This window comes from Streptococcus mitis (assembly GCF_000960005.1).
In the GTDB taxonomy this organism is placed as follows: Bacteria; Bacillota; Bacilli; order Lactobacillales; family Streptococcaceae; genus Streptococcus; species Streptococcus mitis_CK.
The window spans coordinates 851,435-863,932 of the sequence record NZ_JYGP01000002.1 but is presented as its reverse complement, the minus strand read 5'-3'; the positions used below and the strand labels follow the sequence as shown (position 1 = coordinate 863,932).

14 protein-coding genes are annotated in these 12,498 nt (G+C 40.6%); 9 read left to right on the top strand and 5 right to left on the bottom strand.

The annotated features are described in order from the left end of the window. Positions 1–117: 117 nt before the first annotated feature. The 3 genes from glyQ (at position 118) to TZ90_RS05645 (ending at position 3,582) form a co-directional block, all read left to right on the top strand. The gene (gene glyQ / locus TZ90_RS05655) at positions 118–1,035 is read left to right on the top strand and encodes a glycine--tRNA ligase subunit alpha (protein ID WP_045611928.1); all 918 of its coding nucleotides are present in this window, start codon (positions 118–120) and stop codon (positions 1,033–1,035) included. A 211-nt stretch (positions 1,036–1,246) separates the two neighbouring features. Continuing rightward, positions 1,247–3,283: a glycine--tRNA ligase subunit beta gene (gene glyS, locus TZ90_RS05650; RefSeq protein ID WP_045611926.1), complete on the top strand. Its 2,037-nt coding sequence runs from the start codon at positions 1,247–1,249 to the stop codon at positions 3,281–3,283. A 41-nt stretch (positions 3,284–3,324) separates the two neighbouring features. Beyond that, on the top strand, positions 3,325–3,582 hold the full coding sequence (locus TZ90_RS05645; RefSeq protein ID WP_000371291.1) for a DUF896 family protein: 258 nt from the start codon (positions 3,325–3,327) through the stop codon (positions 3,580–3,582). Between the two features lie 116 nt (positions 3,583–3,698). Here the strand turns inward: TZ90_RS05645 and TZ90_RS05640 are convergent, their stop codons facing one another. From TZ90_RS05640 to TZ90_RS05630, 3 genes are read right to left on the bottom strand one after another with little or no spacing between them, the layout of a single operon-like run. Beyond that, a complete protein-coding gene (locus TZ90_RS05640; protein WP_045611925.1) occupies positions 3,699–4,937 on the bottom strand; it encodes an NAD(P)H-dependent oxidoreductase in 1,239 nt (412 codons plus the stop codon). Between the two features lie 18 nt (positions 4,938–4,955). Continuing rightward, positions 4,956–5,561, bottom strand: coding sequence for an NADPH-dependent FMN reductase (locus tag TZ90_RS05635; protein WP_000915951.1), 606 nt, complete (start codon positions 5,559–5,561; stop codon positions 4,956–4,958). A 58-nt stretch (positions 5,562–5,619) separates the two neighbouring features. Beyond that, positions 5,620–6,543, bottom strand: coding sequence for an FAD:protein FMN transferase (locus TZ90_RS05630; RefSeq protein WP_045611923.1), 924 nt, complete (start codon positions 6,541–6,543; stop codon positions 5,620–5,622). Between the two features lie 308 nt (positions 6,544–6,851). On the opposite strand from TZ90_RS05630, the gene nox reads away from it, so the two are divergent. From nox to pdxT, 3 genes are all read left to right on the top strand, one after another. After that, on the top strand, positions 6,852–8,231 hold the full coding sequence (nox, locus tag TZ90_RS05625) for a H2O-forming NADH oxidase (RefSeq protein WP_045611922.1): 1,380 nt from the start codon (positions 6,852–6,854) through the stop codon (positions 8,229–8,231). Between the two features lie 151 nt (positions 8,232–8,382). Next, the gene (gene pdxS / locus TZ90_RS05620; RefSeq protein WP_000138517.1) at positions 8,383–9,258 is read left to right on the top strand and encodes a pyridoxal 5'-phosphate synthase lyase subunit PdxS; all 876 of its coding nucleotides are present in this window, start codon (positions 8,383–8,385) and stop codon (positions 9,256–9,258) included. Beyond that, positions 9,259–9,840: a pyridoxal 5'-phosphate synthase glutaminase subunit PdxT gene (pdxT, locus tag TZ90_RS05615; RefSeq protein ID WP_045611920.1), complete on the top strand. Its 582-nt coding sequence runs from the start codon at positions 9,259–9,261 to the stop codon at positions 9,838–9,840. A gap of 20 nt (positions 9,841–9,860) precedes the next feature. Here the strand turns inward: pdxT and trhA are convergent, their stop codons facing one another. Both trhA and TZ90_RS05605 read right to left on the bottom strand, forming a co-directional pair. Next, positions 9,861–10,508: a PAQR family membrane homeostasis protein TrhA gene (gene trhA / locus TZ90_RS05610; protein ID WP_045611918.1), complete on the bottom strand. Its 648-nt coding sequence runs from the start codon at positions 10,506–10,508 to the stop codon at positions 9,861–9,863. Further along, positions 10,505–10,951, bottom strand: a complete 447-nt coding sequence (locus TZ90_RS05605; protein WP_045611917.1) for a DUF1836 domain-containing protein — start codon at positions 10,949–10,951, stop codon at positions 10,505–10,507. Before TZ90_RS05605 ends, trhA begins: the two co-directional genes overlap by 4 nt. A 134-nt stretch (positions 10,952–11,085) precedes the next feature. Between TZ90_RS05605 and TZ90_RS05600 the strand changes: the two genes are divergently transcribed. From TZ90_RS05600 to TZ90_RS05590, 3 genes are read left to right on the top strand one after another with little or no spacing between them, the layout of a single operon-like run. After that, positions 11,086–11,580, top strand: a complete 495-nt coding sequence (locus tag TZ90_RS05600) for a GNAT family N-acetyltransferase (protein WP_045611915.1) — start codon at positions 11,086–11,088, stop codon at positions 11,578–11,580. Then, on the top strand, positions 11,580–12,089 hold the full coding sequence (locus TZ90_RS05595; RefSeq protein ID WP_045611913.1) for a methylated-DNA--[protein]-cysteine S-methyltransferase: 510 nt from the start codon (positions 11,580–11,582) through the stop codon (positions 12,087–12,089). Before TZ90_RS05600 ends, TZ90_RS05595 begins: the two co-directional genes overlap by 1 nt. Before the next feature lie 12 nt (positions 12,090–12,101). Then, positions 12,102–12,458 carry an arsenate reductase family protein gene (locus TZ90_RS05590; RefSeq protein WP_000889093.1) on the top strand — a complete coding sequence of 119 codons (357 nt, stop codon included), beginning with the start codon at positions 12,102–12,104 and terminating at the stop codon, positions 12,456–12,458. Positions 12,459–12,498 lie beyond the last annotated feature (40 nt).

Below are 12,498 nucleotides of genomic sequence, written 5' to 3'. Positions count from 1 at the left end.
ACTGCCCCACGCTCAGCACTAGGGTGCTGAGCTAGACGCAGTACTAACTCGTCTTGCCTCGTATAATCGACGAGGCAGACTCGTGTCGCAAGTAATTTATAGAAAAAGGAGAAAATAATGTCTAAAAAATTGACTTTCCAGGAAATCATCCTTACTTTACAACAATTTTGGAATGACCAAGGTTGTATGCTTATGCAGGCTTATGACAATGAAAAAGGTGCGGGAACCATGAGTCCTTACACTTTTCTTCGTGCTATCGGACCTGAGCCATGGAATGCGGCTTATGTAGAGCCATCACGTCGTCCTGCTGACGGTCGTTACGGGGAAAATCCTAACCGTCTCTACCAACACCACCAATTCCAGGTGGTTATGAAACCTTCTCCATCAAACATCCAAGAACTTTACCTTGAGTCTTTGGAAAAATTGGGAATCAATCCTTTGGAGCACGATATTCGTTTCGTTGAGGACAACTGGGAAAACCCATCAACTGGTTCAGCTGGTCTTGGTTGGGAAGTTTGGCTTGACGGAATGGAAATCACTCAGTTTACTTATTTCCAACAAGTCGGTGGATTGGCAACTAGCCCTGTGACTGCGGAAGTAACCTATGGTTTGGAGCGTTTGGCTTCTTACATTCAAGAAGTAGACTCTGTCTATGATATCGAGTGGGCTGATGGTGTAAAATACGGAGAAATCTTTATTCAGCCTGAGTATGAGCATTCAAAATATTCATTTGAAATTTCGGATCAAGAAATGTTGCTTGAAAACTTTGATAAGTTTGAAAAAGAAGCTGGTCGTGCATTAGAAGAAGGCTTGGTACACCCTGCCTATGACTATGTTCTCAAATGTTCACACACCTTTAACCTGCTTGACGCGCGTGGTGCCGTATCTGTAACAGAGCGCGCAGGCTATATCGCTCGTATCCGTAATTTGGCTCGTGTTGTAGCCAAAACCTTTGTCGCAGAACGTAAACGCCTAGGCTACCCGCTTTTGGATGAAGCAACACGAGCTAAACTCCTAGCAGAAGACGCAGAATAAAGAAAGTGACAAATTACGAAAATGGGCGAACAGTGTGAGCCTTGAACCAGTTGCCGCAGTGATGAAGGTATCCTTAGTGAAGCTAAGGATACTAGGCAAAATTGGAGACTTTTGGCTCCAATTTTAGCAATGAAACAACGAAGTTGATTGCTTGCGTGCCAATCACATAAGGCAAACTGGAAAATAAAAAGATATTTTTCGGAGAAAAAACATGACAAAAAACTTATTAGTAGAACTCGGTCTTGAAGAATTACCAGCCTATGTTGTCACACCAAGTGAAAAACAACTAGGCGAAAAAATGGCAGCCTTCCTCAAGGAAAACCGCCTATCTTTTGAAGCTGTTCAAACCTTCTCAACACCACGTCGTTTGGCTGTTCGTGTGACTGGTCTTGCAGACAAACAGTCTGATTTGACTGAAGATTTTAAGGGGCCAGCAAAGAAAATTGCCTTGGATAGTGATGGAAATTTTACCAAAGCAGCTCAAGGATTTGTCCGTGGAAAAGGATTGACTGTTGAAGATATCGAATTCCGTGAAATCAAGGGTGAAGAATATGTCTATGTCACTAAGGAAGAAGTTGGTCAAGCAGTTGAAGCAATTGTTCCTGGTGTTGTAGATGTCTTGAAGTCATTGACTTTCCCTGTCAGCATGCACTGGGCTAACAACACCTTTGAATACATCCGCCCTGTTCACACTTTAACTGTTCTTTTAGATGAAGAAGAGTTTGATTTGGATTTCCTTGATATCAAGGGAGATCGTGTCAGCCGTGGTCATCGTTTCTTGGGGAAAGAAACCAAAATTCAGTCAGCCTTGAGCTATGAAGAAGATCTTCGTGCACAATTTGTAATAGCAGATCCACGTGAACGAGAGCAAATGATTGTTGACCAAATCAAAGCAATCGAAGCTGAACACAGTGTACGTATCGAAATTGATGCTGATTTGCTTAATGAAGTCTTGAACTTGGTTGAATACCCAACTGCCTTTATGGGAAGTTTTGATGCCAAATACCTTGAAGTTCCGGAAGAAGTCTTGGTGACTTCGATGAAGGAACACCAACGGTACTTTGTTGTCCGTGATCAAGATGGTAAACTCTTGCCAAACTTCATTTCTGTTCGTAATGGAAACGCAGAGCATTTGGAAAATGTCATCAAAGGAAATGAAAAAGTCTTGGTAGCTCGTTTGGAAGACGGTGAATTCTTCTGGCGTGAAGACCAAAAATTGGTTATTTCAGACCTTGTTGAAAAATTAAACAATGTCACCTTCCATGAGAAAATTGGTTCCCTTCGTGAACACATGATTCGTACGGGTCAGATTGCTATTCTCTTGGCAGAAAAAGCTGGTTTGTCAGTGGATGAAACAGTTGACCTTGCTCGCTCAGCAGCTATTTACAAGTTTGACTTGTTGACAGGTATGGTTGGTGAATTTGACGAGCTCCAAGGAATTATGGGAGAGAAATATGCCCTTCTTGCTGGTGAAACTCCAGCAGTGGCAGCTGCTATTCGTGAACACTACATGCCTACATCAGCTGAAGGAGAACTTCCAGAGAGCAAGGTCGGCGCAGTGCTTGCCATTGCAGACAAATTGGATACGATTTTGAGCTTCTTCTCAGTAGGTTTGATTCCATCAGGGTCTAATGACCCTTATGCCCTTCGTCGCGCGACCCAAGGTGTGGTTCGTATCTTGGATGCCTTTGGTTGGCACATTGCTATGGATGAGTTGATTGATAGCCTTTATGCTTTGAAATTTGACAGTTTGACTTATGAAAATAAGACAGAGGTTATGGAATTTATCAAGGCTCGTGTTGATAAGATGATGGGCTCTACTCCAAAAGATATTAAGGAAGCCGTTCTTGCAGGGTCAAACTTTGTTGTGGCGGATATGTTGGAAGCAGCAAGTGCTCTTGTAGAAGCAAGCAAGGGAGAAGACTTTAAACCATCTGTTGAATCCCTCTCACGTGCTTTCAACTTGGCTGAGAAAGCAGAAGGCAATGACACGGTTGATCCTGCTCTCTTTGAGAATGAAGAAGAGAAAACCTTGGCTGAAGCAGTAGAAACACTCGTTTTATCAGGTTCTGCAAGTCAGCAATTGAACCAACTCTTTGCTCTTAGCCCAGTCATTGATGCATTCTTTGAGAATACCATGGTTATGGCTGAAAATGAAGCAGTCCGTCAAAATCGTTTGGCAATCTTGTCACAACTAACCAAGAAAGCAGCTAAGCTCGCTCGTTTTAACCAAATCAATACTAAATAAACTCAGTCAAACGGACTGTATCTTATCACAAAGGAGAAGAAATGGATCCGAAAAAAATCGCTCGTATCAACGAGCTTGCCAAAAAGAAAAAAACAGAAGGCTTAACTTCTGCTGAAAAAGTGGAACAAGCTAAACTTCGTGAGGAGTATATCGAAGGCTATCGTCGCTCTGTTCGTCACCACATTGAAGGGATCAAAATTGTGGACGAAGAAGGAAACGATGTTACACCAGAGAAACTACGTCAAGTCCAACGTGAAAAAGGATTACATGGTCGTAGTCTCGACGACCCAAATTCATAATAAATATTCTTTCTTTTAACAAGGATAGATAAAATAATAACCAAAAGACTAGCAGTTTTTGTCTGCTAGTCTTTTTATCACTAAAAAAGGAACCAAGATGGTTCCCAAAGCTATTATTAGTTACTTGCGCCAGATGTAGCGTCTGCGCCACCACCGTGGCCTCCAGCATCACCTGAATCTGAAGCTCCAGATGTGGCATCTGCACTGCCATGTCCTCCAGCAGGAGCTGCAGCATTTCCACCGACTAGACGTTGACCAGTCGTATTGAGGTACCAGTCAAGCCATGGTTGGAAATTAAAGATAATCTCATTGATTCCAGCATATGAACCATCTGGGTAATACATTGCTTGGTAATTATGGGTATTAATAACGCCTTCTGGTGTTCCTGGTACAATTGTACGGACATATTCTTGGTCCCCATTACGCAATACGCCGACAACCCATTCAACGTTTTTCATTCTAGAATCTGGCAATGTACCGTGTACTGTTCCTAATCTGTTTCCTGATTGAGCACGGACACGTTTACCAAACATTGTATCTGGGTCTTGGTGTGCGTTATTAAAGTACAAGAATTGATTATTATCATCTGCAAATGTTAATTCAAATGGCATTGCCTTCAAGAACATGTCAATTTGGTTAACTGTCAAGATACCGTGGTCTAATTTAACGTAAGTATCACCAGAAACAGCTCCAACAAGTTCAGCTGCTTTTTCTACCCATTCAGGATCGTCTGGATCAACACCTTGAATTGTAGTTGCAATTGAATTTGTACAATATAAATCTTCTGGTGCAATTGGTTTTGGTTTTTTCAATTTTGAAACGACTCCCACATATTTTACAAAGTTGTCCAAGCATGTTTCAAGGAAATTAACAGTTCCTTCATTTGTGATATTTCCATTAACATCAAAAGCTTCTTTAGCTTTACCGAGAAGGAATTCATTTCCTGGAAGTGTGTAGGCATTGACACCTGGGGCATCAAGAATCTTACGAAGGTGAACTTGGGCACGAGAAGTACCTTGGTCGTAGTAAGAAGCACCCACAATCATGACTGGCTTGTTTTCAAATGGATGAACTTCGTATGAAAGCCATTCAAGAACTGATTTAAGAGAAGCTGAGATTGTGTGGTTATGCTCAGGAGTAGCAATGATAACACCATCAGCACGAGTAATTCTGTTATACAAGAGACGTAATTGGAAACTTTCATCCCATTTTTCGTCTTGGTTGAACATTGGAACTTCGTCAATTTCGAGAACTTCTAATTCAAATTTGAGTTTGAAGTGACGACGGATGAATTCCAAGAGTTTACGGTTATATGATTGATCGTAGTTTGATCCTACAAGTCCAACAAATTTCATTCTTTTTGGTCTCCTATCTTACAAATTTTCCCAGTCAAAGTCTTCGGCATCTTTGCGAAGTAGTGCTTGTGCGTTACGCAATTTTTCTGTGATTTTTACAAAGATACGGAAGTCGTCAAAAGTAGCATCCAGTTTTTTGATAACATCAAGATCCACTAGGTCTCCACTTGGGTTGAAGGCTTGAAGAGAATGTGAAAGCAAGAATTCATCTGGAAGGACACTTGCTTTAATTTCTGGAGCATTCAAGATTTGGCGAAGTTGTAATTGGGCACGTGATGAACCAAGCGTACCGTAAGAAGCACCAGTAATCATGATTGGTTTGTTCAAAAGTGGGTAAATACCGTATGACAACCAAGCAAGAGCGCTCATCAAAACAGCTGGGATAGAGTGGTCATACTCAGGAGTACCGATAATAACGCCATCTGCCTCTTCAATTTTAGCAGCTATTTCTAGAATTTCAGCAGGTACTTGCTTGTCAGCTGGTTTATTGAAGACAGGAATGTCTTTAATTTCAACAAGTTCAATTTCAGCTTTTTCAGCAAAGTGTTTTTGCATGTATTGAAGCAATTGGCGGTTTGTAGAACGTTTTGAATTTGTTCCAACAATAGCAATAAGTTTTAACATGAGATTTCCTTTCTCTTTTTACATAATACGATTTTAAACTCCATTGAAACATCTATTTCTATAGAGTAGGAATTCCTGAAGAACAGCTTAGGTGACCTTCCTTATCGATGAGGATAGCTTCGATGCCCTCCAAACTTTCGACTTGCCAGAGGATAGAAGCAGGTCTTTCTCCAAAGAGTCGAGTTGTCCAGATTTCTCCATCAACAGATTTATCAGAGATGATAGTTAGACTTGCTAGTTCCGTTTCAACAGGATATCCTGTTTGGCTGTCAAAAATATGATGGTAATCTTTTCCATCGACAGTCAGGTGACGTTCATAAATGCCTGAAGTCACGACAGATTTATTGACAACAGGGATGGTCATTAAGTGATTTCCCCTAGGATTGGCTGGGTCTTGAATCCCGATTTGCCAAGGCTGATTTCCTCTTGCCTGATTTTTTCCAATGGTCAGGACATTCCCTCCCAGATTGATCAAGGCAGATGTCACTCCCTCTTCTCTAAGAAATTGGGCAACCTTATCCGCACTATAACCCTTGGCTAAACAACCAAGATCGATCTTCATTCCTTTTTGTTTTAATAACACAGTGGAGGTGGAAGAATCTAACTCGATATAATGAGGATTGATTAAAGGAAGCACCGATTCAATTTCTTGAGGCTGGGCCACTTTGGCATCCGAAAAACCAATGCGCCAGGTTTGAATCAAGGGACCAATGCTGATGTTGAGATGACTAGAGGGCGCTAGGCTATGCTCTAATCCAAGTGAAATCAATTCAAACAAATCAGGATGAACTTTGACTGGAGCTATTCCAGCTTGATAATTGATTTCCATCAACTCAGATTCTTGACTATTGGCATTGAAGCGGTATTCAAGCTCTTTGAGTAAATCAAAGGATTTTTGGAGCAAGCTATCGGCTCGCTCATCTACTAATGAAATAGTGATAGTAGTCCCCATTAGCCGTTCGGAATGTGAACTAAGAGGCAAGCTACCAACTCCTTTCTCTTATGAAAAGAAGGTTGAAACATTGTAAATTTATATTAAATTTAACCCCTTACATTTTCTTTCCATGATACTAGCATACCATAAAGTCAGCGTTTTCACAAATAAAATTTGTAAACTTGTCAAGAAATATGCTCAGAAAATAAAGAGTAATTGTAAGAATGGCTGATAAAATACAGATTATTTACATTTTTTTACAAAAAAATCAGGAAAATTAGCTAAACTCTTGTAAACGCTAACAGTAAATGTTATACTAGAAGAGTAAATTTAAAATTGAAGGTAGGAATTTTTCTATGAGTAAAATCGTTGTAGTTGGTGCTAACCACGCTGGTACAGCATGTATTAATACTATGTTGGATAATTTTGGTAATGAGAACGAAATCGTTGTATTCGACCAAAACTCTAACATCTCTTTCCTAGGATGTGGAATGGCCCTTTGGATCGGTGAACAAATTGATGGTGCTGAAGGCTTGTTCTATTCTGATAAAGAAAAATTGGAAGCTAAAGGTGCTAAGGTTTACATGAAGTCACCAGTTCTTTCAATCGACTATGATAACAAAGTAGTTACAGCAGAAGTTGAAGGGAAAGAGCACAAAGAATCATACGAGAAATTGATTTTTGCTACGGGTTCTACACCAATCTTGCCACCAATCGAAGGTGTTGAAATTGTTAAAGGAAACCGCGAATTTAAAGCAACTCTTGAAAACGTACAATTCGTGAAATTGTACCAAAATGCTGAAGAAGTTATCAATAAACTTGCTGACAAGAGCCAACACCTCGACCGTATCGCCGTTGTTGGTGGTGGTTACATCGGTGTTGAACTTGCTGAAGCCTTTGAGCGTCTTGGAAAAGAAGTTGTCCTTGTTGATATCGTTGATACTGTTTTGAACGGTTACTATGACAGAGACTTCACACAAATGATGGCGAAGAACTTGGAAGATCACAACATTCGCTTGGCTCTTGGTCAAACTGTTAAAGCAATCGAGGGTGACGGTAAAGTTGAACGCTTGATTACTGATAAAGAAACTTTCGATGTGGATATGGTTATCCTTGCAGTTGGTTTCCGTCCAAATACTGCTCTTGCTGATGGTAAGATTGAACTCTTCCGTAACGGTGCTTTCCTTGTAAACAAGAAACAAGAAACTTCACTTCCTGGTGTATTTGCTGTTGGAGACTGTGCGACTGTTTATGACAACGCTCGTAAAGATACAAGCTACATCGCACTTGCTTCAAACGCAGTTCGTACTGGTATTGTTGGTGCTTACAATGCTTGTGGACATGAATTGGAAGGAATCGGTGTTCAAGGTTCAAACGGTATCTCAATCTACGGTCTTCACATGGTTTCAACTGGTTTGACTCTTGAAAAAGCTAAAGCTGCTGGTTACAATGCGACTGAAACTGGCTTTAACGATCTTCAAAAACCAGAATTCATGAAACATGATAACCATGAAGTAGCAATCAAGATTGTCTTTGACAAAGATAGTCGTGAAATTCTTGGTGCACAAATGGTTTCACATGACCCTGCGATTAGTATGGGAATTCACATGTTCTCACTTGCTATTCAAGAGCATGTAACAATTGATAAATTGGCATTGACAGACCTATTCTTCTTGCCACACTTCAACAAACCATACAACTACATCACAATGGCTGCACTTACAGCTGAAAAATAAAAATGAATGAGCTATCTGGCCTTAAGCTAAGGTCAGATAGTTTTTTAGTTAATCTGTACCCATACAATTATGATTTTTTTATCTTGTGATTCATTCTAATCTAACTTAAAATGAAATGGTAGCTACCAATACAAATGATGAGGATAAAGAAATGACTGAAAATCGTTATGAACTAAATAAAAACTTGGCGCAGATGCTCAAGGGTGGAGTTATCATGGACGTTCAAAATCCTGAACAAGCCCGTATCGCTGAAGCTGCTGGTGCGGCAGCTGTTATGGCCTTGGAGAGGATTCCGGCTGATATTCGTGCAGCTGGTGGTGTTTCCCGTATGAGTGATCCAAAGATGATTAAGGAAATCCAAGAAGCGGTTAGCATTCCAGTGATGGCCAAGGTCAGAATAGGCCATTTTGTTGAAGCCCAGATTTTAGAGGCTATCGAAATTGACTATATCGATGAGAGTGAAGTTCTATCTCCAGCTGATGACCGTTTTCATGTGGATAAGAAAGAATTCCAAGTTCCTTTTGTCTGTGGAGCTAAGGATTTGGGTGAAGCCTTGCGTCGTATCGCTGAAGGTGCTTCTATGATTCGTACCAAAGGAGAACCGGGTACGGGGGATATCGTCCAAGCTGTTCGTCATATGCGTATGATGAATCAGGAAATTCGCCGCATTCAAAACCTACGTGAGGACGAACTTTATGTTGCTGCTAAGGACTTGCAAGTCCCTGTAGAATTGGTTCAATACGTTCATGAACATGGGAAATTACCAGTTGTAAACTTTGCGGCTGGAGGCGTTGCAACGCCAGCAGATGCGGCGTTAATGATGCAATTAGGGGCAGAAGGTGTATTTGTCGGTTCAGGTATTTTTAAGTCAGGCGATCCTGTTAAACGAGCGAGTGCCATTGTCAAAGCAGTAACTAATTTCCGAAATCCTCAAATCTTGGCTCAAATCTCTGAAGATTTAGGAGAAGCCATGGTTGGTATCAATGAAAATGAGATCCAAATCCTCATGGCTGAGCGAGGAAAATAGATGAAAATCGGAATATTGGCCTTGCAAGGGGCCTTTGCAGAACATGCAAAAGTGCTAGATCAATTAGGTGTCGAGAGTGTTGAAATCAGAAATCTAGATGATTTTCAGAAACATCAGAGTGATTTGTCGGGATTGATATTACCTGGTGGGGAATCTACAACCATGGGCAAGCTCTTACGTGAGCAGGATATGCTGATTCCCATTCGAGAAACCATACTTTCTGGACTTCCCGTTTTTGGTACTTGTGCAGGCTTGATTCTCTTAGCTAAAGAAATTTCTTCTCAGGAAGAGTGTCATCTTGGAACTATGGATATGGTGGTCGAGCGCAATGCTTATGGGCGCCAACTAGGAAGTTTCTATACGGAAGCAGAATGTAAGGGAGTTGATCAGATTCCAATGACCTTTATTCGTGGTCCGATTATCAGCAGTGTTGGAGAGGGTGTAGAAATTCTAGCAACAGTTGACAATCAAATCGTTGCTGCTCAAGAAAAAAATATGTTAGTGACCTCTTTTCATCCAGAATTGACTGATGATGTGCGCTTGCATCAGTACTTTATCAATATGTGTAAAGAAAAAAGTTGAGACTGAGTTTCTCAACTTTTTTACATATAATAAACAATAGCGATGTATTGGAAGGCAGATGCTGCTAGGATAAAGAGATGCCAAATCATGTGGAAATAAGGTTTTTTCTTGGCGTAAAATCCAGCCCCAACTGTATAACAGAGTCCGCCAGTTACCATGAGACTCCAGAAAATTGGTGTCGTTTGACTAATAATGGCAGGAATGATAGCTAGAACCAACCAGCCCATAATCAGGTAAAGAGCAAGGCTAAATTTCTCATTGACTTTTTTAGCAAAGATTTTATAGAGAATACCAAAGATGGTCGTTCCCCACTGAATGGCAATGATCAGATAGCCAAACCAGTTATTCATCAAAGTCAGTACGACAGGTGTATAAGAGCCAGCAATGGCAACATAAATCATAGAATGATCAATGATTCTCAAGACGTATTTGTGGGTCGAACCATAGGCCATAGAGTGATAAATGGTGGATGATAGAAACATGAGAAAGAGACTAATAACGAAAATGGAAACGCCGATAGATGATAAAAATCCGTGTGCCTCATAACTATAGGTGGATGAAATGGGGAGTAAGATGAGCATGATGACTGCGCCTACGGCATGGGTCACGCTATTAGCAATCTCCTCTCCAAAACTGAGTTGTTTGCTGAGTTTAAGACTAGTGTTCATTGGATTACCTCCTCTTGAGTATGATCGATTAAGGCTAGAGTTCGATGATAGAGTTTAACGGTTTGGCAGCTGGTTTGGATAATGGGGTTAGCTGGGTCAATTCCTTGGTTCATGTAGTCCACAAAAGCATCATAGAGTTGGTCTGAACTTGCTTGAGTTTGTAGAGTATTAAGTGTCTGTGCTATTTCTTGAATAGAAAATACCGACTTGAGGGTTGTGATAGCAATCAAACGGGCAATTTGTTGGCGTTGGTATTTTTTCTTATCAGGTTTTGTCAGGTAACCATGTTTCACATAATTATTGACCATAGATGCTGTCAGGCCCTTATCTTTATCAGGAGAGATAGGGGCGCAGACCTGATTGACATAGAGTAAAACCTGGTCCAGATAGAGGTCAATGTTTGGAATTTCTACCCATTTTGGGTAGGAAAAGGTAGTTTTCATTTCCAACTCCTTTTTATCTAGTTTTAATAACTAGATTATAAAATAATAAAAACAGAAAGTCAAGTTTTAACTGCTTGTAGAAAGACTTAAATTATGCTATGATGGGAGAAACTAGTCAGAAATGAGGAGAAAAGATGGAGATTCGTTTAGCTTTTCCAAATGAAGTAGATGCCATCATGCAGGTGATGGAAGATGCTAAAAAATGTTTAGCAGATGTTGGTAGTGACCAGTGGCAAAATGGTTATCCAAATGCTGATATTATTATTGAGGATATTATCTCAGGTCAAGCCTACGTAGCCTTGGAAGAGGGAGAATTACTAGCTTATGCAGCCGTGACCAAGAGTCCAGAGGCAACCTATGAAGCCATTTATGAAGGAAAATGGCAAGCTGGAGAGTCAGAGTACCTAGTCTTTCACCGTATTGCTGTGGCAGCAGATGTGCAGGGACAGGGGGTTGCTCAGACTTTCCTAGAAGGCTTGATTGAAGGTTTTGATTATCTAGATTTTCGCTCAGATACACATGTTGCAAACAAGGCCATGCAGCATATATTTGAAAAACTCGGTTTTAAACAGGTTGGTAAGGTTCCAGTTGATGGAGAACGCTTGGCCTATCAAAAATTGAAGAAATAATGCAAAAGAAGTACGTAAAAATGCTCTACTTTTCGCCAATAGGAACCTTGTCTTTGGTTGCCGACGAGCAATATCTGTATGGCGTTTGGGTGCAGGAGCAGAAGCATTTTGAGAGGGGACTAGGAGATGAGACGATAGAAGCAGTTGTTAGTCATCCCATTTTAGACCCAGTTATTACTTGCTTAGATGCTTACTTTAAAGGCAAGTCTCAGGATTTATCCAACTTGCCCTTGGCTCCAATCGGAACGGATTTTGAAAAGAGAGTTTGGTCCTATTTACAGGGAATTCCTTATGGTCAGACAGTAACCTATGGACAAATCGCACAAGATTTGCAAGTGCCTTCTGCTCAAGCAATTGGTGGAGCAGTGGGGCGCAATCCTTGGTCTATCCTAGTACCTTGTCATCGTGTGCTAGGAGCAGGCAAGCGTCTGACAGGTTATGCTGCAGGAGTGGAAAAGAAAACTTGGCTCTTGGAGCATGAAGACGCAGATTTTAAAGATATAAAATAGAAAGTGAAAGACATGTTAGAATTTATCGAATACCCAAAATGTTCAACTTGTAAAAAAGCAAAACAAGAATTAAACCAACTCGGTGTGGACTATAAAGCCGTCCATATCGTGGAAGAAACACCTAGCCAAGAAGTGATTTTAAACTGGCTAGAAACCTCAGGGTTCGAGTTGAAGCAATTTTTCAACACCAGTGGAATCAAATACCGTGAACTAGGGCTGAAAGATAAGGTAGGAAGTCTGTCGAACCAAGAAGCAGCCGAGTTGCTAGCAAGCGACGGTATGTTATTAAAACGTCCGATTTTAGTGGAGAATGGAACTGTTAAGCAAATCGGTTATCGAAAATCTTATGAAGAATTGGGATTGAAATAGTTTTTATCTATCTCTTTGATAGATAAAATATATAACCTCC